This window comes from Pantoea leporis (genome assembly GCF_028048155.1).
GTDB classification, from domain to species: Bacteria; Pseudomonadota; Gammaproteobacteria; order Enterobacterales; family Enterobacteriaceae; genus Pantoea; species Pantoea leporis.
The window spans coordinates 76,792-97,108 of the sequence record NZ_JALMEU010000011.1; the positions used below are offsets into that span (position 1 = coordinate 76,792).

General features: G+C 56.6%; 20 protein-coding genes. 15 read left to right on the forward strand and 5 right to left on the reverse strand.

Annotated elements, in window-relative coordinates; translation table 11 throughout:
- The first annotated feature begins 116 nt into the window (after window positions 1-116).
- The 3 genes from tamA to MWH02_RS20715 are packed head-to-tail and all read left to right on the forward strand — an operon-like array spanning window position 117 to window position 5,979.
- A complete protein-coding gene (tamA, locus tag MWH02_RS20705) occupies window positions 117-1,856 on the forward strand; it encodes an autotransporter assembly complex protein TamA (protein WP_192236143.1) in 1,740 nt (579 codons plus the stop codon).
- A complete protein-coding gene (gene tamB / locus MWH02_RS20710) occupies window positions 1,853-5,623 on the forward strand; it encodes an autotransporter assembly complex protein TamB (protein WP_271461348.1) in 3,771 nt (1,256 codons plus the stop codon). Before tamA ends, tamB begins: the two co-directional genes overlap by 4 nt.
- A gap of 2 nt (window positions 5,624-5,625) precedes the next feature.
- Entirely contained in the window at window positions 5,626-5,979 is a 354-nt protein-coding gene (locus MWH02_RS20715) for a gamma-glutamylcyclotransferase family protein (protein WP_101762883.1), read from the forward strand.
- A gap of 53 nt (window positions 5,980-6,032) precedes the next feature.
- Here MWH02_RS20715 and ppa read toward each other — a convergent pair whose 3' ends face one another.
- From ppa to MWH02_RS20730, 3 genes are all read right to left on the reverse strand, one after another.
- Entirely contained in the window at window positions 6,033-6,563 is a 531-nt protein-coding gene (gene ppa, locus MWH02_RS20720) for an inorganic diphosphatase (RefSeq protein WP_007892166.1), read from the reverse strand.
- Between the two features lie 100 nt (window positions 6,564-6,663).
- Window positions 6,664-7,113 (reverse strand): DUF441 domain-containing protein, encoded by a 450-nt coding sequence (locus MWH02_RS20725; protein WP_008103576.1) that lies wholly within the window; start codon window positions 7,111-7,113, stop codon window positions 6,664-6,666.
- 70 nt (window positions 7,114-7,183) lie between these two features.
- Window positions 7,184-7,597, reverse strand: a complete 414-nt coding sequence (locus MWH02_RS20730; protein ID WP_101762885.1) for a lysozyme inhibitor LprI family protein — start codon at window positions 7,595-7,597, stop codon at window positions 7,184-7,186.
- Between the two features lie 169 nt (window positions 7,598-7,766).
- Between MWH02_RS20730 and MWH02_RS20735 the strand changes: the two genes are divergently transcribed.
- On the forward strand, window positions 7,767-9,338 hold the full coding sequence (locus MWH02_RS20735; protein ID WP_271461349.1) for a methyl-accepting chemotaxis protein: 1,572 nt from the start codon (window positions 7,767-7,769) through the stop codon (window positions 9,336-9,338).
- A gap of 51 nt (window positions 9,339-9,389) precedes the next feature.
- Here the strand turns inward: MWH02_RS20735 and fbp are convergent, their stop codons facing one another.
- Complete coding sequence (gene fbp, locus MWH02_RS20740) at window positions 9,390-10,397, reverse strand: class 1 fructose-bisphosphatase (protein ID WP_008103565.1); 1,008 nt, start codon at window positions 10,395-10,397, stop codon at window positions 9,390-9,392.
- 166 nt (window positions 10,398-10,563) lie between these two features.
- On the opposite strand from fbp, the gene mpl reads away from it, so the two are divergent.
- The gene (gene mpl / locus MWH02_RS20745; RefSeq protein ID WP_101762887.1) at window positions 10,564-11,919 is read left to right on the forward strand and encodes a UDP-N-acetylmuramate:L-alanyl-gamma-D-glutamyl-meso-diaminopimelate ligase; all 1,356 of its coding nucleotides are present in this window, start codon (window positions 10,564-10,566) and stop codon (window positions 11,917-11,919) included.
- A gap of 128 nt (window positions 11,920-12,047) precedes the next feature.
- Here mpl and yjgA read toward each other — a convergent pair whose 3' ends face one another.
- Window positions 12,048-12,590, reverse strand: coding sequence for a ribosome biogenesis factor YjgA (yjgA, locus tag MWH02_RS20750; RefSeq protein WP_101762888.1), 543 nt, complete (start codon window positions 12,588-12,590; stop codon window positions 12,048-12,050).
- Window positions 12,591-12,705: 115 nt separating this feature from the next.
- Here yjgA and pmbA point away from each other — a divergent pair, with 115 nt between their 5' ends.
- From pmbA to dagF, 10 genes are all read left to right on the forward strand, one after another.
- Entirely contained in the window at window positions 12,706-14,046 is a 1,341-nt protein-coding gene (pmbA, locus tag MWH02_RS20755) for a metalloprotease PmbA (RefSeq protein ID WP_192236155.1), read from the forward strand.
- 72 nt (window positions 14,047-14,118) lie between these two features.
- A complete protein-coding gene (gene cybC / locus MWH02_RS20760) occupies window positions 14,119-14,508 on the forward strand; it encodes a cytochrome b562 (protein WP_110867416.1) in 390 nt (129 codons plus the stop codon).
- A gap of 253 nt (window positions 14,509-14,761) precedes the next feature.
- The gene (locus MWH02_RS20765; protein WP_007892186.1) at window positions 14,762-15,100 is read left to right on the forward strand and encodes a glycine dehydrogenase; all 339 of its coding nucleotides are present in this window, start codon (window positions 14,762-14,764) and stop codon (window positions 15,098-15,100) included.
- Window positions 15,101-15,117: 17 nt separating this feature from the next.
- Window positions 15,118-15,474, forward strand: coding sequence for an SFCGS family glycine-rich protein (locus tag MWH02_RS20770; protein ID WP_008103553.1), 357 nt, complete (start codon window positions 15,118-15,120; stop codon window positions 15,472-15,474).
- A gap of 2 nt (window positions 15,475-15,476) precedes the next feature.
- A complete protein-coding gene (locus tag MWH02_RS20775; RefSeq protein WP_137386587.1) occupies window positions 15,477-15,773 on the forward strand; it encodes a DUF4312 family protein in 297 nt (98 codons plus the stop codon).
- Between the two features lie 27 nt (window positions 15,774-15,800).
- Window positions 15,801-16,577 carry a DUF4311 domain-containing protein gene (locus tag MWH02_RS20780; RefSeq protein WP_101762892.1) on the forward strand — a complete coding sequence of 259 codons (777 nt, stop codon included), beginning with the start codon at window positions 15,801-15,803 and terminating at the stop codon, window positions 16,575-16,577.
- 12 nt (window positions 16,578-16,589) lie between these two features.
- Window positions 16,590-17,237, forward strand: coding sequence for a DUF4310 family protein (locus tag MWH02_RS20785; RefSeq protein ID WP_064738408.1), 648 nt, complete (start codon window positions 16,590-16,592; stop codon window positions 17,235-17,237).
- Between the two features lie 103 nt (window positions 17,238-17,340).
- The gene (locus MWH02_RS20790) at window positions 17,341-18,474 is read left to right on the forward strand and encodes an amidohydrolase/deacetylase family metallohydrolase (RefSeq protein WP_271461350.1); all 1,134 of its coding nucleotides are present in this window, start codon (window positions 17,341-17,343) and stop codon (window positions 18,472-18,474) included.
- On the forward strand, window positions 18,458-19,579 hold the full coding sequence (locus MWH02_RS20795) for a DgaE family pyridoxal phosphate-dependent ammonia lyase (protein ID WP_271461351.1): 1,122 nt from the start codon (window positions 18,458-18,460) through the stop codon (window positions 19,577-19,579). Before MWH02_RS20790 ends, MWH02_RS20795 begins: the two co-directional genes overlap by 17 nt.
- Entirely contained in the window at window positions 19,576-20,313 is a 738-nt protein-coding gene (gene dagF, locus MWH02_RS20800) for a 2-dehydro-3-deoxy-phosphogluconate aldolase (RefSeq protein ID WP_101762895.1), read from the forward strand. Before MWH02_RS20795 ends, dagF begins: the two co-directional genes overlap by 4 nt.
- Window positions 20,314-20,317 lie beyond the last annotated feature (4 nt).

The window sequence follows — 20,317 nt, forward strand, 5'->3', positions numbered from 1 at the left end:
GCGCCAGTGGGGGGAAAAGAGCGGCTATGCTGATGGGTAAACGCGCGCTGGTGATACCCTTCCAGAGAATAAACGCCCCTGCGGAATAGGGGCCGGCATTATTAACAGGAGTACGTGTGCCACGATTTCATATTTATTGTTTGGCCAGCCTGTTGCTTGCTGCACCTGCCGTTGAGGCAGCCAAAGTGCGCTTGCAGCTGGACGGTCTTAGCGGGGATTTGCAGAAGAACGTCAGGGCACGCTTGTCCACCATCGGCAGTGACGAGGTGTCGAACGACGGCCGTTTCCGCGCGCGCGTTGCGGAAGCGATCAAAGAAGGCCTGCGGGCGCTGGGTTATTACGAACCGGAGATCGATTTTGAATCGCGCCCGGCACCGCCGCAAGGTGGTCGTCCGGTATTGATCGCACACGTTAAGCCCGGCGAACCGGTCAAGATCGGCGGCAGCACCATTGTGATCGAAGGTGAAGCCCGCACCGACAAGGATTACCAAGCCTGGGTCAAACAGGGCACGCCGAAAGTCGGTACACAGCTGAATCACGGCGCCTATGACAAATTTAAAAACGGCTTCTCCAGCCTGGCATTGCGTAATGGTTACTTCGACGGTGACTTTAAGCAAAGCCAGCTTGGCGTTTCGGTTGAACGGCGCGAAGCCTTCTGGGACATCAATTACGATAGCGGCCCGCGCTACCGTTTCGGTGATGTCGGTTTCCAGGGCTCGCAAATCGACGAAGCCTATCTGCAAAATCTGGTGCCGTTCAAAAAGGGCGATTACTACAGCTCGCGCGATCTGGCCGAACTTAACCGCCGCTTGTCGGCGACCGGCTGGTTCAACTCAGTGGTGGTCGCGCCTGAGTTTGATAAAGGTCGTCAAAGCAAAGTGCTGCCGCTGAATGCGGTGGTATCGCCACGCGTGGAAAACACCATTGAAACCGGCGTCGGTTACTCCACCGATGTCGGGCCGCGCATTAAAGGCACGTGGAAAAAACCGTGGATTAACAGCAGCGGCCACAGCCTGGCCGCCAGCGCCTACGTTTCTGCGCCGGAGCAACAGCTCGATCTCAGCTACAAAGTCCCGCTGCTGAAAAGTCCGCTGGAGCAGTATTACACCTTCTCCGGCGGCGTGAAGCGTACCGATCTCAACGACACCAAAGCCGATACCACCACGCTGGCGATGTCGCGAAACTGGGACAGCAGCAGCGGCTGGCAGAAGGCAATCAACCTGCGCTGGAGCCTCGATCACTTTACCCAGGCCAGCGTGACCAACACCACTATGCTGCTCTATCCGGGCGTCAGCCTGAACCGCACCCGTTCGCGCGGCGGTCTGATGCCAACGTGGGGCGATTCGCAGCGCTACTCGGTCGACGTGTCGGATACCACATGGGGTTCGGACGTTGATTTCGTCATCATGCAGGCGCAAAACGTCTGGATTCGCACGCTCGCCGATAAGCATCGCTTTGTGGCGCGCGGCAATGTGGGCTGGATCGAAACCAACGACTTCGACAAAGTGCCGCCGGATCTGCGCTTCTTCGCCGGTGGCGATCGCAGTATTCGTGGTTACAAATACAAAGACGTATCGCCACGTGATGATAACGGCAAGCTGACCGGCGCCTCGAAAATGGCCACCGGCTCGCTTGAATATCAATACAACGTGACCGGCAAATGGTGGGGCGCGGTGTTCGTCGATTCCGGCGAAGCGGTCAACGACATCAAGCAGAGCAACCTGAAAACCGGTGCCGGCTTCGGCGTGCGCTGGTCTTCTCCGGTCGGGCCGATCAAGTTTGATATCGCGCGGCCGATTGGCGACGACAAGGAGCATGGATTGCAATTTTATGTAGGATTGGGGCCTGAACTATGAAGCTGTGGAAAAAGGTCCTGATTGGCATCGGTATTTTTCTGGTGCTGCTGTTGGGCAGCATCGCGTTTCTGGTGGGCACCACGCCGGGTTTGCATCTGCTGCTGAAAGGCGCCGATCGCTGGGTGCCAGGTTTGTCGATCAAACAGGTGGAAGGTGGCTGGCGCGATCTAACGCTAAGCGGCGTGAAGTATGAGATGCCGGGCGTCAGCGTGGATGCCGGACGTTTCCATCTGGCGCTGAATCTCAACTGCCTGCTGCATTCGTCAGTGTGTGTCAATGACATCGCGCTGCAGGATGTCAGCGTGGCGGTCGATAGCAAAAAAATGGCACCGGCCAGCGCACCGCCGCCGGAAGAGGAGAGCGGCGGCACCAATCTCAGCACGCCGTATCCCATCACGCTCAGCAAAGTCGGCCTGCATAACATCAACGTTAAAGTGGATGACACCGCAATTTCCCTGCTCGACTTCACCAGCGGCCTGCAGTGGCAGGATCGCGCACTGACGCTGACGCCAACCCATATCCAAAGCCTGCTGATCGCGCTGCCGAAAGCGGCCAAAGTGGTGGATGAGCAGGTGGTGCAGCCAAAAGTGCAGCAGCCGCAGCCGGATGAACAGCCGCTGGGCGAAACGCTGCAGGTGATGTTCGCTAAGCCGCTATTACCAGAGATGCCGGACTTCCAGCTGCCGCTGGATATCACCGTGCAGGAACTGTTGGGCGAACAGCTGCGCATCACCGGCGATACCGACATCTCAATCACGCGTCTGCTGTTAAAAGCCAAAACCGCCGATCGTCATCTCCAGTTGGAAACCTTTGATGTCGATTCGCCGCAAGGGCAGGTGAACGCCAGCGGTGAAGCAACGTTGGCCGATAACTGGCCGGTGAATTTTGCGCTGAACGGCACGCTCAATCTCGACCCAATCAAGGGCGAGAAGATCAAAATGAACCTTGCAGGCGCGATGCGTGACGAGCTGAAGCTCGGGCTCAATCTTTCCGGTCCGGTGCGTGCGCAGCTGGATGCGACCACGCAGCCTGCGGTCGCTGGTTTGCCGCTGGCGCTAAAACTCACCAGCCCGCAGCTGCGCTGGCCGCTCACCGGCGCGGTGCAGTATCAGGCGGATAATCTCGATTATCAGTTCAAAGGCAAAGCCACCGATTACGTGATGTCGCTGCGCACTGCGGTGAAAGGCGAAGGCGTGCCGCCTGCCAGCATTGCGCTGGACGGCAAAGGCAACGAGCAGCAGTTCAATCTTGATAAGCTGCGCGTGGCGGCGCTGCAGGGCAATATCGATCTGACGGCGCTGGTGGACTGGAGCAAAGCCATTAGCTGGCACAGCGAATTGACGCTGTCCGGCATCAACACCGCCAAACAGTATCCGGATTGGCCAGCGAAGCTGGAGGGCAAAATTGCCACGCGCGGCAGCTTGTACGGCGGAACCTGGCAGCTCAGCGTGCCGCAGCTGGAGCTGAAAGGAAATGTTAAGCAGAACGCGGTGAGCGCCAAAGGTACGTTGACTGGCAACAGCTATAACCAGTGGAAAGTGCCCGGCCTTAACATTGCGCTGGGTCGCAACCATCTGGACGTGAAGGGCGAGCTGGGCGACACGCTCAATCTCGACGCCAGCATTGATGCGCCAAAGCTGGATAACGCGCTGCCGGGCCTGGGCGGCGTCGCCAAAGGCACCATCAAAGCACGCGGCACCTTACAAGCGCCGCAGCTGCTGGCCGATCTCACGGCTACTGGTTTGCGCTGGCAGCAGCTGCAGATCCGTCGCGTGGCGTTGCAGGGCGATGTGAAATCCAGCGATCAGATCGCCGGTAAGCTGCAACTGCGCGTGGAACAGCTGCAGCAGGACGCGCTGAAAGTGAACCTGTTAACGCTGAACGCCGACGGCAACGAAAAGCAGCATCAGCTGAAGCTCGAGGTACAGGGCGAACCGGTTTCCGGTCAGCTGGCGCTTAACGGCAGCTTTGATCGCACAACCGAGCGCTGGCAGGGCAATCTCAACAACACGCGTTTCGACACGCCGGTAGGCGAATGGCGACTGACGCGGGCGATGGCGATTGATTACCTCAACAGCAAGCAGACCGCCACCATTGGGCCGCACTGCTGGCAGAACCCGAACGCGCAGCTGTGCGTACCGGAACCGATTGAAGCCGGTGCCAGCGGACATGCGCATGTGGTGCTCAATCGCTTCGATTTGGCGATGATCAAACCGTTCCTCACCGATGCCACCAAACTGAACGGTGTGTTCAGTGGTGATGCGCGCGTTAACTGGACCGCCGACGGCGCGCTGCCAACCGGCACCTTAGCGCTGAAAGGCAGCGGCGTGAAAGTGGAGCAAGACGTGCAGGGCAACAGTTTGCCTATCGCCTTCGACACGCTGAACCTGAATGCGGCGCTGCGTAACGGTCGCGCACAGCTTGACTGGCTGATCCATATCGTCAACAACGGCCAGCTGAGCGGCAATGTGCAGATCGCCGATCCTGAGAATCGGCGTCAGCTGTCGGGCAACATCGGCATCAGCAATATTTCGCTGGCGATGCTGAATCCGGCGCTGATGCAGGGCGAGAAGATCAAAGGCAACCTGAACAGCAACCTGCGCCTTGGCGGCACGCTGCAGCAGCCGCAGGTGTTTGGTCAGTTGGGGCTGAGCGATGTGGATGTCGACGGCAGCTTTATGCCGGTCGATCTCACCGCCGCCAACCTTAACATGGTGTTCAACGGCATGAGCTCAACGCTCAACGGCATGATTCAGACGGCGCAGGGCAATCTTAACCTGAGCGGTAACGCCGACTGGAGCCAGCTGGATAACTGGCGCGCGCGCGTGGCGGCGCAAGGTAGCCGCATCCGCGTTACCGTGCCGCCAATGGTGCGCATGGATGTCTCGCCGGATCTGGTGTTTGAAGCCACGCCGGCCGCGTTCAGCCTTGACGGCAAAGTGGATATTCCGTGGGCGCGCATTACCGTGCAGGAAGTGCCGGAAAGCGCCACCGGCGTCTCCTCTGATGAAGTGATGCTGGATCAAAATCTCAAGCCGATTCAGCCGAAAACAGCGGCAATCCCGATCAACAGCAATCTGGTGATCCACGTCGGTAATGATGTGCGGCTCTCGGCGTTTGGCCTAAAAGCCAGGCTGAATGGCGATCTCAAACTGGTGCAGGATAAAAACGGCCTCGGCTTGAATGGCCAGATCAACATCCCATCCGGCCGCTTCCACGCTTATGGTCAGGATCTGCTGGTGCGTAAAGGTGAGCTGCAATTCGCCGGACCGCCGGACCAGCCTTACGTCAATCTCGAGGCGATCCGTAATCCTGAGGCCACTGAAGATGATGTCACCGCCGGATTACGGGTAACCGGGCTGGCGGATGAGCCGAAAGTGGAAGTGTTCTCCGATCCGGCGATGTCACAGCAGGAAGCGCTTTCTTACCTGTTACGTGGTCAGGGACTCAACAGCGATGGCGACAGCAACGCATTAACTTCCGCGCTGGTGGGATTGGGGGTTGCGCAAAGTGGTCAGGTTGTGGGTAAAATCGGCGAGACCTTCGGTGTCAGTAATCTCGCGGTTGATACCGCTGGCGTAGGCGATAGCCAGCAGGTGCAGGTGAGTGGTTACGTGTTGCCGGGTCTACAAGTAAAATACGGTGTTGGCATATTTGATTCACTGGCGACCTTAACCTTGCGTTATCGCCTGATGCCCAAACTCTATTTAGAAGCCGTGTCGGGTCTCGATCAGGCACTGGATCTGCTCTATCAGTTTGAGTTTTAGCAATGCGAATAATTGTCTATGGCAGTTTACGGCGCAAACAGGGAAACAGTCATTGGATGACGAATGCGCAGTGGCTCGGCGACCATCAGATTGTGGGGTTTGATCTCTACAATCTGGGTCACTATCCGGGCGTGGTGGAAGGAGAAGGCAGCGTTTATTGCGAGGTGTATCGCATTGACGCCAGCACGCTCGGCGAACTGGATGCCTTGCGCACCAAAAATGGCGAATACAAACGCCAGCTTATTCAGACGCCTTACGGCAGTGCCTGGCTGTATGTCTATCAGCGTTCAGTCGCGGGTCGCACGCATATCGCGAGCGGTGACTGGTTAAGGCGAGATGGCGAAACAGAGGCATAAATAAAAACACCGTCCATTGGACGGTGTTTTTTTATGCGTGGCAGAAAAGAATCTTACTTCTTCTGCGCGCGCTCGTAAGAGGCGATGATTTCAGCTTTGGCCGCTTCTGCGTTGTCCCAGCCATCAACCTTCACCCATTTGCCTTTTTCCAGATCTTTGTAGTGCTCGAAGAAGTGGGTGATCTGCGCTTTCAGCAGTTCTGGCAGGTCGTTCACATCTTTGATGTGATCGTACTCTTTGCTCAGCTTGGTGTGCGGCACCGCAACCAGTTTGGCATCTTCGCCAGACTCGTCGGTCATTTTCAGCACGCCGACGGGACGGCAGCGGATCACTGAGCCCGGTACCAGCGGATAAGGGGTTGGCACCAGCACGTCAACCGGGTCACCATCCAGAGACAGGGTGTGGTTGATGTAGCCGTAGTTGCACGGATAGAACATGGCGGTAGACATGAAACGGTCTACAAACAGGGCGCCAGACTCTTTGTCGACTTCATATTTGATCGGATCGGCGTTAGCCGGGATCTCAATGACAACGTAGATATCTTCTGGCAACTCTTTACCTGCAGGCACCTGGTTCAAACTCATCTGGCTTTCCTTCATTAGTCATATGTTGAGTGACGGCTATTATAGCCAACTGACTCTGAAAGTATGCCCCCTTTTTGGCGTTTCGGAATGCTCCAACCCGCTACTTCGCCGTGACAAACAGCGAGACGATCCCCGCCGCAATCAGTGGTCCAACCGGCACACCACGGAAGAAGGCCACGCCAATCACCGTACCAATCAACAGCCCACCAATCACCGACGGCTGCACGCTCATAAAGTTCACGCCGCGTCCGCCCAGCCAGGCAACGAAAACCCCCACCACAATCGCGATAATTGATTGCCAGTTGGCGAACGATTTCAACAGCGAAGAAGCCGGCAGCGTACCGCTGGCCAGCGGCGCCATCACCGCAACGGTGAGGATGATGATGCCAATCTGAATGCCCTGTTTTTCCACATAGGGAAAGAATTGCGACAGCGGGGTGAGCTTGATCGCCAGCAGGATCAGAATCGAGATGGTAACGGCGCTGTTATGAACGAAATAGCTGAGGACGGCGAGGCAAACAAGAATGATGGTGGAGGCATAAGCAGCCATGGTTTCTCCCTGCAGATCAATGGGCGCGCTGGCCGATGCCAGCGCTATGCGTATTAAACGCTTACATTAATCAACAATCGTCGGGGTTGGCGCAACTGCCTTTGTTAATTGATTGCAACATCAGCGCCTGATTACGCACCAAACTGACGCCCTGCGCACCAACTGACAGCGCGGCCATCGTGCCCTGGCTGCTAACAAAATAGCTGCGGCTGGCGTCCAGCCAGCTGTCGCGATAGGTCAGCCACGCGCGCTGGGCGCTGCGCAATTTGTCTTTAGGCGCGCCGGTTAATTTTTTCATTGCTTGGGTGTACTGCGCGTTCATCTCTTTATCCCAGGCTTTATTAGCGGTGCCGTAGCATTGAGACATGCCGGCGGTGCTGGATTCCTTATTCAGACACTGATCGAGCTGCTGATCGATAGGGTTTTGTTGCGCTGCCGCAAAACCACTGACCAACAAACACGCCATCGGGAGCCATTTTTTCATCGTTTCATTCCTTAGATTTTGCGGGGGCAGAGTTCAGTAAAAGTGAAGTCTGGATGATCGTCAGCCAGTTGACCATCAACAATGGATAAAGTTTCCGCGATCAACTGCCGATAATCTTTCCGTTTTAGGGCCAGCGGATTTCTGCCTTTTCTTGCAAACGGGGATAATCATGTTCAAACAGCTATTAATTCGTACTGCATTACTCACGCTTTTGGCTTTTATGACGCTGCTGCTGCTGGCAGTCAGCGCGATGGGCATCTCTGCCATCAACGCAGGCAATCAATCACTGGATGCTATTAACCGCATTCAGGGAATCGAACTGAACAGTTTGTACCAAAGCAACGCCGATCTCATGCGCGCGCGTGGCAGCGCCGCATTGGCCGTGCGCAAAATCGAAATCGGATTACTGGAGGACGGCGCCAGCGTCACCAAACAAGCTGAGGAGGATGTCACCAGTTCCCAGCGTCATCTGAAAGCCTTTATTGATGCCGGAACGGTAACGGCTCAGGGTAAAATCCTGGCCGATGCCGTAGCTACTTCGTTCGCTGCCTATCATAAGGGCGCCATCGTGCCGATGATGGATGCGTTGCAAAAGCAGTATACCGACGAATATTACCAGGTTTTGGAAGGCAACCTCTCAACGCTGGCAAGCAACTACGCGAAAGCCGTGCATGATTTTGCCGTTTATGCTGATGAAGTCTCAGCTACACGTCTGGCGCAAGCTGCACACAATGAGTGGCAGATGAAAATCATGATTGGCGTGGCGATGGCGTTGACGCTACTGCTGATCGTCATTGCCTGGCAACTGCTGCGTCGTCTGCTGCTGCGTCCACTCGATGGCGCGATTCTGCATCTGGAGCAAATTGCGGCCGGCGATTTATCCCAGCCGCTGCCCGCAGCCGGAAAGAGTGAATTAGGCCGTCTCAATCAGGCGCTGGCGAATATGCAGCTGGCGCTCAGCAGTTCGGTCAGTCAGGTGCGCGAAGCCAGCTTGCAGATTGACGTGGGAAGCCGCGAGTTAGCGGCGGGCACCGTGCATCTCTCGCAGCGTACCGAAGAGTCCGCCGCTTCGCTGGAGCAAACCGCAGCCAGCATGGAACAGCTCACCGCCACCGTGCGTCTCAATGCCAGCAACGCCAAAGAGGCCAATCAGCTCGCCAGCAATGTCTCCCACAGTGCCGATCGCGGTGCCGAAGTGGTCGGCTACGTGATGGAGAAGATGCAGGAGATCACCCAAAGCGCCAATCGCATTGGCGACATCCTCAGCGTGATTGATGGCATTGCCTTCCAGACCAACATCCTGGCACTGAACGCTGCGGTTGAAGCCGCGCGTGCCGGTGAACAAGGGCGCGGTTTTGCCGTGGTCGCTAATGAAGTGCGCACGCTGGCTGGTCGCAGCGCCACCGCCGCCAAAGAGATCCGCGAGCTCATCGCAGAATCGCAGACGCGGGTGCAAGAGGGCAGCGATATGGCCACGCGCGCTGGCGAAACCATGGATGAGATTTCAAGCGAAGTGATGCGCGTGACTACGCTGATGAAAGAGATCTCCATTGCTTCGGAAGAGCAGAGTCGCGGTATCGAGCAGGTAAATCAGGCGGTGACGCAGATGGATGAAGCCGCGCAGCAGAACGCCGCGTTAGTCGAAGAAGCTAGCGCTGCCACCCAATCGCTGGAAGCGCAGTCGCAGCAGTTGCAGGATTCGATGGCGCAATTCCGTGTAGTCGCGTCTCTGCTTTCGTAGGCAGCAACAAAAAGCCCGCACGGAGGCGGGCTTTGCACAGCGGGAAAAAACTTAGGCTGAATGGTCGTCCGGATATTCACGGATAAAGCGTTCAACGTCGCCTACCATTGCGTCGTTGCCGCAGAAGAACGGGCAGCGCTGATGCAGCGTTTCTGGCTGGATGTCGAGAATGCGATTGGCACCATCGCTGGCTTTACCGCCCGCTTGCTCCGCCAGGAAGGCCATTGGGTTGCATTCGTACAGCAGACGCAGCTTGCCTTTCGGGTGGCTGGCGGTGCTTGGATAGAGATAGATGCCGCCTTTCAGCAGGTTACGGTGGAAATCGGCCACCAGTGAACCAATGTAGCGCGAGGTATACGGGCGCTTGGTGGCGATATCTTCTTCCTGACAGAACTTCAGGTATTTCTTCACACCCTGCGGGAAGCGAATGTAGTTACCTTCGTTGATCGAGTAGGTGTAACCCTTCTCCGGGAAGGTCATGCGCTCGTGGCTCAGGCAGAATACGCCGAGCGACGGATCGTAAGTAAACGCATGCACGCCCACGCCGGTGGTGTAAACCATCATGGTCGAAGAACCGTAAACCACGTAACCCGCGGCAACCTGCTTGTTGCCCGGCTGCATGAAGTCGGCTTCGGTGATTGGCGTGCCCGGCTCGCTGATGCGATGGTAGATAGAGAAAATGGTGCCGACGGAAACGTTAACGTCGATGTTTGAAGAACCGTCCAGCGGATCCATTAATACAACGTATTTGCCATTCTCAGAGCCTTCAAAGATGACGAACTCGTCTTCTTCTTCCGACGCGATACCGGCCACCACGCCGCGTGCTTTCAGGGCGGCTTTCAGCTTTTCGTTGGCAAACAGATCAAGCTTCATCTGCTGCTCACCCTGCACGTTTTCCACGCCGCTGGCACCCAGAATATCCACCAGACCCGCTTTGTTGATGTCGCGGTGGATAATTTTAGCGCCAAGCTTAATGGAAGAAATCAGCGCCGTCAGTTCACCTGTGGCGTGTGGAAAGTCGTGTTGCTTCTCGACGATGAATTCGCCTAACGTTTTCATAACACATTCCCTGCATCTACGATGGAGTGGCAGCAGCTGTAACAAGCTACCAACGTATGAGCGCAGTTTAGCCGATTGAACTTTAAAAACCATAGTCCTAATCCGTTTCTTCCCTCTCAACTCGGCGTTACACTGTGCGCCGAACTTTTGAGTAATGGATCTCTTTATGCGTATTCACATCCTCGGGATTTGTGGCACTTTCATGGGCGGACTGGCGATGCTGGCGCGCTCGCTGGGACACGAAGTGACCGGCTCAGACGCCAATGTCTATCCGCCGATGAGCACGTTGCTGGAACAGCAAGGCATTGAATTGACTGAAGGTTACGATGCCAGCCAGCTCGATCCGCAACCGGATCTGGTGATCATTGGTAACGCGATGACGCGCGGCAATCCTTGTGTCGAAGCGGTACTGGAACGCAACATTCCTTACCTCTCCGGCCCGCAATGGCTGCACGATTTCGTCCTGCGCGATCGTTGGGTGCTGGCGGTGGCGGGAACCCACGGCAAAACCACCACAGCCGGCATGGCAGCGTGGATTCTCGAGGCCTGCGGCCTGGAACCGGGCTTTATCATCGGTGGTGTGCCAGGAAACTTCGAGGTTTCGGCAAAATTAGGAAAAAGTCCATTCTTCGTCATCGAAGCGGATGAGTACGACAGCGCGTTCTTCGACAAGCGTTCCAAGTTTGTGCATTACTGCCCGCGCACGCTGATCCTCAACAACCTCGAATTCGATCACGCGGATATCTTTGACGATCTGCGCGCCATCCAGAAGCAGTTCCATCATTTGATCCGTATCGTGCCGGGCCAGGGCAAGATCCTGCTGCCGGAGCACGACAACAACATCAAGCAAGTGATGGCGATGGGCTGCTGGAGCGAGCAGGAAACGGTGGGCGATAACGGTCACTGGCAGGCGAAAAAGTTGACGCCCGACTCTTCACATTGGGAGATCTGGCTCGACGGCGAGAAAGTCGGCGAAGTGAACTGGGCGCTGGTGGGCGAGCACAACATGCACAATGGCCTGATGGCGATTGCAGCGGCGCGTCATGTTGGGGTGAAACCGGGGGATGCCGGTGAAGCACTGAGCAGCTTCATCAATGCGCGTCGTCGTCTCGAACTGCGTGGTGAAGTGAATGCCATCAAGGTGTACGACGATTTCGCTCACCATCCTACCGCGATTCTCGCCACGCTGGCGGCGCTGCGCAGCAAAGTGGGCGGCACCGCACGCATTCTGGCGGTGCTGGAGCCGCGCTCAAATACCATGAAGATGGGGGTGAGCAAGAACGAGTTAGCGCCATCGCTGGGCCGCGCAGACGAAGTGTTCCTGTTCCAGCCGCACCATATTCCGTGGCAGGTTTCCGATGTCGCTGAGGCGTGCATTCAACCAGCGCAGTGGAGCGCGGATATCGATACGTTGGTGGAAATGGTGGCGAAGAAAGCCCAGCCAGGCGATTCGATCCTGGTGATGAGTAACGGCGGATTTGGTGGTATTCACCAGAAACTGCTGGAGCGGTTAGGGCGGTGATGGTGCGGGTTTTCCCCTCACCCTGGCCCTCTCCCGCAAGCGGGCGAGGGAATATTTAGGTGGAGCTCGGTCAGCCCCTTCTCCCGCTTGCGGGAGAAGGTTGGGATGAGGGGAAAACCGCAGAAAACTTACGCTTCTGCCAACTCACGTAGATACTGGAAAATCAGGCGGGCAGATTTTGGCGGCTTATTCGCGGCTTTCTCTTTCTGCGCGTTACGGATCATGCTGCGCAGTTGCTGACGATCGGCGTGCGGATAGAGGTTAAACACTTCAGCGACCGCGTCATCACCTTGCTCGATCAAACGATCGCGCAAAATCTCCAGCTTATGGAACAGCGCAACCTGCTGGTTGTGGCGGTTCTTCAGCTTATCCAGTGCCTGGCGAATCGGATCTTCATCGCGTGAACGCAACATCTTACCGATCAGCTGCAGCTGACGGCGACGGCCTTCTTTCTTGATGCGCTGCGCCAGTTCAATCGCGTCGCGCAGTTGTTCGTCGAGTGGGATCTTGTCGAGGGAATTTTTCCCCAGCTCAACCAGCTCGGCACCCAGGCGTTTTAGCTCTTCGGCATCGCGTTTAATTTCGCTTTTGCTGACCCAGATAATCTCTTCATCTTCTTCGTCATTATTATCCGGCACATCGTCGAGCCAGTCTTCGGGCTGCTTGGTCATCTCTTGGCTCCCAAAAAAAAGAGGCTAATCCTACCAGTTTATCGGGCGACTGCGAAATTGTTCTCTGAGTCTGATAGACTCAAACAATTCATACTTAAGATTAGACGGCAGGTCGATGAACGTATCTACTCAGGTTGCAGAACAACGTAAAGTGTTGGAACAGGCTGTCGCGCAGGCGTTGGAACTGGCAAAAGCCAGCACCGATGGCGCTGAAGTGGCGGTCACGAAAACCACCGGCATCGGCGTCAGTACCCGCTATGGCGAAGTGGAAAACGTCGAATTCAACAGCGATGGTGCGCTCGGCATCACCGTCTACCATCAAAACCGTAAAGGCAGCGCTTCCTCCACCGATCTCAGCCCGGACGCGATCAAACGCACCGTGCAGGCGGCGATCGACATTGCGCGCTACACCTCGGTGGATCCATTTGGCGCACCGGCCGATCCCGATCTGCTGGCGTTTGACGCGCCGGATCTCGATCTCTACCATCCGTGGGAGATCGATGCCGATCGCGCTATCGAACTGGCCGCTCAGGCGGAACAAGCGTCGTTGCAGGCCGACAAGCGCATCACCAACACCGAAGGCGGCAGCTTCAACAGCCACGTTGGTATCAAAGTCTTTGGTAACAGCCATGGCATGTTGCAGAGCTACTGCTCCAGCCGCCATTCGCTCTCCAGCTGTGTGATTGCCGAGCAGGACGGCAATATGGAGCGCGATTACGCGTATACCATTGGCCGCGCTTTTGACGATCTGAAAAGCCCGGAATGGGTTGGCGCCGAGTGCGCCCGCCGCACGCTGTCGCGTCTGGCACCGCGCAAGCTTTCGACCATGAAAGCGCCGGTGATCTTCGCGCCAGAAGTGGCGACCGGTTTGTTTGGTCATCTGGTGGGCATGATCAGCGGCAGCAGCGTGTACCGCAAATCGACCTTCCTGCTTGATTCGCTCGGTAAGCAGATTCTGCCCGAGTGGCTGACCATTGAAGAGCATCCGCACCTGCTGAAAGGCCTGGCATCCACGCCGTTCGACAGCGAAGGCGTGCGCACCCAATCGCGTGACATCATTAAAGATGGCGTGCTGCAGAACTGGCTGTTGACCAGCTACTCGGCGCGCAAGCTCGGCTTGCAGAGCACCGGCCACGCAGGCGGCATCCACAACTGGCGTATTGCCGGTCAGGGCCACAGCTTTGACGACCTGCTGAAGCAGATGGGCACCGGTTTAGTGGTAACCGAGATGATGGGCTCCAGCATCAACGGCATGACCGGCGACTATTCACGCGGCGCATCCGGATTCTGGGTGGAAAACGGTGAGATTCAATATCCTGTGAGCGAGATCACAATCGCTGGTAACCTCAAGGAGATGTGGCTCAATATGGTAACCGTCGGTAACGACATTGAAACCCGCAGCAATATACAATGCGGTTCGGTGCTGCTGCCGGAGATGAAAATCGCCGGACAATAAGAGTCATCGCTTTCTGAAAGCAGCCCGCAAGGCTGCTTTTTTTTGGCCCGACAATAATAAAAGGACATACCAATGCGTAATAAGCATGTGATTGCAGTGTTGTCGTTATCGCTGTTGTTCTCCTCGGCTAGCGTGTTTGCAGCCGATTTAGAAAAAGATATGGATACGCTCAAGGATGGTCTGAGCGTGGTGAAGAAAACCTCTGACGCGCAGGAGATGCATACCGCGTTGGGTAAGATGCGCCAGGCGGCAACGGATGCTAAGCAATCCACGCCGGAAAAACTGGAAGGTCAGGCGGCCGATAGCGCGCAGATCAAGGATTATCACGCCGGTCTGGATTCGCTGATTGCCCAGATCGATGTGGTCGATCAGCTGGCGCAAGCCAACAAGCTGGACGAAGCCAAGGCCGAAGCGAAGAAACTGGAAGATATTCGCAACGCCAACCATAAGAAATTCCGCTGATAACCCGGCCAGCCCAGCGGCTGGCCTTATTCCTCTTTGCTTTCTCTCCGTTTTAATCCGCCTAAATCCATCACTTCTCGCATTTTGTGACCGCTTTCGCACACTTCGTGCGTCCTGAGATCTGGCGCACACTCGCCCGCGGGATTTCCACTTTGAGGTGGAAAAGTTGCGACTCAACAGCCTCAAGGGGAAAGCGTACTTTCTTATCAACGAGAAATATCTGTAATTGTCCGCTGTAAACAGGAGTAACAAGGTGAGGAGTGAAGCTGTCCCGCTGAAACAGAGCACGCCGGAAGCGATCCAGGCGCTAGCGGATAAGGTGTTAAGCCAAATTGCAGCGATCTACGCCGCACATCATATCGAAGCCAACGCCGTGCAGCAGCAGATGCTGGCTTCGCATGTCCGGGCGATGGCATCGCGCTCTTTAACGGGTGAAGCGCTACCGGAAGTAGAAGCTGAGCTGTTTGAAGATATCTCGCCGGAAACCATGGCGCTGGCGCAGCAGGTGGTGGATCTGTTTGGCAATCTGCCCAAAGAGGAAGCCTGGTTGTTGTCCGTCCATATCGAAGTGGCGAAATCGAACGAAGCATAAATTGCGAGGAATTGAACATGGTAACTGTAGTGATTGGCGATCGTCTGGGTAAAGGTCAGAAAGTAGCAGCGGGCATCGAGAAAGCCGGTGGTCGTGCGGTGGTGGTGCCAGGCGTGGCAGCCGACATGAAGCTGGGCGACGTGATGAAAGCGGAAAACGCCGACTTCGGTATCTCCTTCTGCGGCAGCGGCGGTGCCGGTGCGATTACCGCGCAGAACAAATATGGCTACAAAGCCAAACACGGGATGCGTTCGATTGACGAAGGCGTTACCGCCATCAATGAAGGTGCCACCGTGCTGGGCTTCGGCTTTATGGATAAAGAAGAGCTGGGTGAGCGTCTGGTGCAGGCCTGGACTAAAAAACACGGCAGCTAAGTATGAAACAGCAATACGAGACGCAGGTAACGGTGCAGGGCAAAGGCGACAGTAAAGCAAAAGCCTTTGCCGATGCGCTCAGCAAGGTGCAGCAGCAAGTGCTGCGCACCAGCCAAAAGATTCTGTTGCGCATTGAACCCATAGATGTGCGGGTGCTGCGCGCGCAGGAGAGCGTGCGCAAGGAAAAATTCTTGTTCTTCTTCCTCGCGCGTGAGCGACGGAATTACAGCGTTGAGCTGGATATTACCGTTAGCGTCACTGTGATCGACACCGACAAGGTGGATTTCATAGCGACTTAATAAAAACGACAACAAGGGTACGACGACATGTTTTTAATCATTTTGTTTAAGTCGTTAATCATTGGCGGATTGGTTGGCGTCGGGGTGGGAGCGGGCGCAGCGCGCATGTTCCACGCACCGACCACACAAGGTATGGGCGCGTTCCGTACCTTGGGAGAACTCAATTCCTGTGAAGGCGATCCGGCATCGCACTTCTCCTTTGGTCTCGGCTTCTTCTTTAACGCCTGGGCATCATCCGTGGCAGCGGGTTCATTCACGCAGGACGTCGATCACCGCATTTTGCCGAACTGGGGCGCGGCGGCACTGATGGTGAAAAACCGCAACGTGGCGGAAACGCTGCACAACCCGAAACGCATGGCGATTGCCTGCGGCATCATCGGCATGATTGTGGTGGCCTTCCTTAACAGCACGGCGTCTGCGGTTCCGGCGGCGCTGCAGGTTACCGCAGTAAAAGTGCTGGTGCCGGCGGCTAACCTGCTGGTGAATACCGTGATGCCAGTGATCTTCTGGCTGGCAGCGATTGATGCCGGTAAAAAATCCGGCTTCTGGGCCACCATTTTTGGCGGTCTGGCGCAGCTGATCATGGGTAACGCCGTACCGGGTTTGGTGCTGGGCATCCTGATCGGTAAGGGTGTGGAAGAGAGCGGCTGGAACAAAGTCACCAAGGTGATGATGTTTGCCATCGTGCTGCTGTTTGCCTTGAGCGGCTTCTTCCGCGGTTTCGATCTGAAACTGCTGCAATCCTTCCAGCTGGGTATTCCGGGCTGGCTGGATATGATCCACAACAGCGTCAGCGGCAAATAAGGAGCCATCAGCATGAACGAGAACGAAAACAAAGGGTTCTGGTACGCCGACTGGTCTTTCCCGATTTTTGTTGGCCTGCTCTCCTCCGGCGTATTTGCCGGTACGCACATGTATTACCTGTACGGCATTGGTGCTTTTAACGAAGTGGCGTTTGTCTCGATGCTGCGCTCCGGTATGGAAACCGGCGTGTATGGCGCGGTGGCGGCGTTTGGTGCCAGCTTCCTGTTTGCACGCATTATCGAAGGTTCGCTGGTGGGGATTCTCGATATTGGCGGCGCGATCCAGACCGGCGTCGGCCTCGGCGTGCCTGCGCTGCTGCTCGGTGCCGGCATTGTGTTCCCGGTCGCCAACTTTGCCGCATCGCTGGCTACGGGTTTGGTGGTGGGCTTAGCGATAGGTTATCTGATCATCCTGGCGCGTAAGTTCACCATCAACCAGAGCGACTCAACCTACGGCGCAGACGTGATGATGGGCGCGGGTAACGCATCGGGCCGTTTCCTCGGGCCGCTGATTATCCTTTCTGCCATGGCGGCGTCGATTCCCATTGGTCTCGGTTCGCTGGTGGGCGCGCTGCTGTTCTACCTGTGGAATAAGCCTATTACCGGCGGCGCGATTTTGGGCGCGATGGTGTTGGGTGCGATGTTCCCAATCTCACTCTGATACCGATGTGCGGCCATATGGCTGCACATATCCGTAGCGGCGCCATTTATTGCGCGATAAATCACGCCGCTACGAAATGAGCGTTTGTATGTGAGGAGTAAGCATGTTTGATCTGATTCTGCGCCGCGCACGTCTGTGCGACGAACAGCTGGTGGATATTGCTATCCAGCACGGCAAAATTGCCGCCGTCGGCGAGGTGAGTGGTCCGGCACAGCAGGAGCGCGATCTTGCCGGACGTTACTATATCAGCGCTGGCTGGATTGATAGCCACGTGCACTGTTATCCCCAATCCCCGATTTATCACGACGACGCCGACACCATTGGCATGGCGCAAGGCGTCACCACGGTGGTGGATGCCGGCAGCACCGGCGCTGACGACATCGACGACTTTTATCAGCTCACGCGTTCGGCTACCACCGAAGTACGCGCGCTGATCAACATTTCACGCACCGGCATTGTGACGCAAAACGAGCTGGCCGATATGGCGCAGATTGATGGCGATGCGGTGGTGCAGGCGGTGAAACGCCGTCCCGACTTTATCGTTGGCCTGAAAGCGCGCATGAGCAGCAGCGTGGTGGGCGAGAACGGCATTCAGCCGCTGGTGCGGGCCAAGGCGATTCAGCAGGCAGCCGGAAACTTGCCGCTGATGGTGCACATTGGCAACAATCCGCCAGTGCTGGAAGAGATCGCCGATCTGCTGACCTCCGGCGACATCATTACCCACTGCTTTAACGGCAAGCCGAACCGTATCTTGTCACCGCAGGGCGAACTGAAAGCGGCGGTGAAAAATGCCATCGCGCGCGGCGTGAAGCTGGATATCGGCCACGGCGGCGCCAGCTTCAGTTTTGAGGTGGCGCGTCAGGCGATTGCGCAGGGCATTCTGCCCGACACCATCAGCTCCGACATTTACTGTCGTAACCGCATCAACGGCCCGGTGCATAGCCTGGCGCACGTAATGTCGAAATTCTTCAGAATTGGCATGACGCTGCCGCAAATCGTCGAGTGCGTCACCGTTAATGCCGCTGCTGGCCTGCGTCTGGCGGGCAAAGGGCGCTTGACCGCCGGTTATGACGCCGACCTGACCATTTTTACCGTCAAAGAGGAAGCCTGCCCGTTCGTTGATGCTGAAGGCGAACGGGTATTTGGTGAACAACATATTCTGCCGCTGGCCGTGGTTATCGCCGGTCACTGGCATCTGACTGATGAAGGGAAAGCGAATCATGTCTTCGATCTATGAAAAATATGACCTGAAACAGGTCATCAACGCCTCGGGCCGCATGACCATTCTCGGCGTCTCCACGCCGTCTGCGGATGTGGTGGATACCGTCAGCTACGGTCTGAATCACTATTTCGAGATGAAAGATCTGGTCAACAAGACCGGCGCTTACATCGCCAAACTGCTGGATGTGGAGGGCGCGGTGGTGGTGTCGTGCGCCTCCGCGGGCATTGCGCAGAGCGTGGCGGCGGTGATTGTTAAAGATAACGACTGGCTGCTGGAGAACCTGCACGCCGCACCGCTCAGCGTGCCGCACGATATCGTGGTGCCAAAAGGGCACAACGTGAACTTCGGCGCGCCGGTTGGCACGATGGTGGCGCTGGGCGGCGGGCGTTTGATCGAAGCCGGTTACAGCAATGAATGTTCGCCAGAGCAGTTGGCGGCGGCAATCACGCCGACCACGGCGGCGCTGATGTACATCAAATCGCACCACTGCGTGCAGAAAAGCCATCTTAGCGTGGAGCAGGCAGCGGTAGTGGCGCGCAAGCACGGCATTCCACTGATCGTTGATGCGGCAGCGGAAGAAGATTTGCAGTGCTACTACCAAATGGGCGCGGATCTGGTGATTTACAGCGGCGCTAAGGCGATTGAAGGGCCGACCAGCGGCTTAGTGATTGGTCGTACGCCATACGTTGAGTGGGTGAAACGCCAGAGCAATGGCATTGGTCGCGCGATGAAAGTCGGCAAAGAGGGCATTCTCGGGCTGACGCAGGCGATTGAAAACTATCTGGTGCAGCCAAAAACCACCGGCGCCGAGATGGTGGCCAACATGACGCCGTTTATCGACAACCTCAACACGCTGAACGGCGTCACCGCCCGCGTGGTGTGGGATGCCGCCGGACGCGATATTGCGCGTGCTGAGATCAAGTTTGATGAAGCGGTCACCGGCTGGCCGACTGGCGAACTGGTGCAGGCGCTGAAAACCGGCGACATCGCCATCTATTTCCGTGGCTACAAAGCCAACGAAGGCATTATCGAAGCCGATGTGCGCAGCGTTAGCGCCGATCAGCTGCACATCATCTTTAGCGCTATTCAGGCGTTGATCAGCGGAGGAAAACGCGCATGAGTCTGAACCCGAATTTCTATCAGGATCGCCTGTGCCTTAACGTGCTGGCCGGTTCGAAGCAGAACGCAAAAGCGATCTGGCAGGCGGCTGAAGGTCATGTGCTGGTGGGCGTGCTGTCAAAAAACTACGCCAGCAACGAAGAAGCCATTGCCGATATGCGCGAGTATGCGGCGCTGATCGACAATGCGTTATCCGTGGGTTTGGGCGCGGGCGATCCCAACCAGTCAGCGATGGTGAGTGAGATCTCGGCGGTGCTGCAACCGCAGCACGTCAATCAGGTCTTCACCGGCGTGGCGACCAGCCGTGCGCTGCTCGGCCAGAATCAAACCGTGGTAAACGGTTTGATTTCACCGACCGGCACGCCGGGCCTGGTGAAAATCTCCACCGGACCGCGCAGCTCGAAGAACGCCGACGCGATTGTACCGATCGACAGCGCCATCGCCATGTTGCAGGACATGGGCGGCAGCTCGGTGAAATACTTCCCGATGGGCGGCCTGAAAGCGGTGAATGAGTATCGCGCGGTGGCGGAAGCCTGCGCGCGTCACGACTTCTGGCTGGAACCCACCGGCGGCATCGATCTCAACAACTTCGAAGAGATTGTGCGTATTGCGCTCGATGCGGGCGTCAGCAAAGTGATCCCGCACGTTTACAGTTCGATTATCGATAGCGCAAGCGGCGACACGCGCATTGACGATGTGCGTCAGCTTCTGGCAACGTGCAAGAAACTGCTGTAACAAA

Bases quoted from the DNA above. Each gene is read 5' to 3' on its own strand.
- tamB (WP_271461348.1), top strand. From the start codon at position 1,853: ATGAAGCTGTGGAAAAAGGTCCTGATTGGCATCGGTATTTTTCTGGTG.
- MWH02_RS20715 (WP_101762883.1), top strand. From the start codon at position 5,626: ATGCGAATAATTGTCTATGGCAGTTTACGGCGCAAACAGGGAAACAGT.
- ppa (WP_007892166.1), bottom strand. From the start codon at position 6,563: ATGAGTTTGAACCAGGTGCCTGCAGGTAAAGAGTTGCCAGAAGATATC.
- MWH02_RS20725 (WP_008103576.1), bottom strand. From the start codon at position 7,113: ATGGCTGCTTATGCCTCCACCATCATTCTTGTTTGCCTCGCCGTCCTC.
- MWH02_RS20730 (WP_101762885.1), bottom strand. From the start codon at position 7,597: ATGAAAAAATGGCTCCCGATGGCGTGTTTGTTGGTCAGTGGTTTTGCG.
- MWH02_RS20735 (WP_271461349.1), top strand. From the start codon at position 7,767: ATGTTCAAACAGCTATTAATTCGTACTGCATTACTCACGCTTTTGGCT.
- fbp (WP_008103565.1), bottom strand. From the start codon at position 10,397: ATGAAAACGTTAGGCGAATTCATCGTCGAGAAGCAACACGACTTTCCA.
- mpl (WP_101762887.1), top strand. From the start codon at position 10,564: ATGCGTATTCACATCCTCGGGATTTGTGGCACTTTCATGGGCGGACTG.
- yjgA (WP_101762888.1), bottom strand. From the start codon at position 12,590: ATGACCAAGCAGCCCGAAGACTGGCTCGACGATGTGCCGGATAATAAT.
- pmbA (WP_192236155.1), top strand. From the start codon at position 12,706: ATGAACGTATCTACTCAGGTTGCAGAACAACGTAAAGTGTTGGAACAG.
- cybC (WP_110867416.1), top strand. From the start codon at position 14,119: ATGCGTAATAAGCATGTGATTGCAGTGTTGTCGTTATCGCTGTTGTTC.
- MWH02_RS20770 (WP_008103553.1), top strand. From the start codon at position 15,118: ATGGTAACTGTAGTGATTGGCGATCGTCTGGGTAAAGGTCAGAAAGTA.
- MWH02_RS20775 (WP_137386587.1), top strand. From the start codon at position 15,477: ATGAAACAGCAATACGAGACGCAGGTAACGGTGCAGGGCAAAGGCGAC.
- MWH02_RS20780 (WP_101762892.1), top strand. From the start codon at position 15,801: ATGTTTTTAATCATTTTGTTTAAGTCGTTAATCATTGGCGGATTGGTT.
- MWH02_RS20785 (WP_064738408.1), top strand. From the start codon at position 16,590: ATGAACGAGAACGAAAACAAAGGGTTCTGGTACGCCGACTGGTCTTTC.
- MWH02_RS20790 (WP_271461350.1), top strand. From the start codon at position 17,341: ATGTTTGATCTGATTCTGCGCCGCGCACGTCTGTGCGACGAACAGCTG.
- MWH02_RS20795 (WP_271461351.1), top strand. From the start codon at position 18,458: ATGTCTTCGATCTATGAAAAATATGACCTGAAACAGGTCATCAACGCC.
- dagF (WP_101762895.1), top strand. From the start codon at position 19,576: ATGAGTCTGAACCCGAATTTCTATCAGGATCGCCTGTGCCTTAACGTG.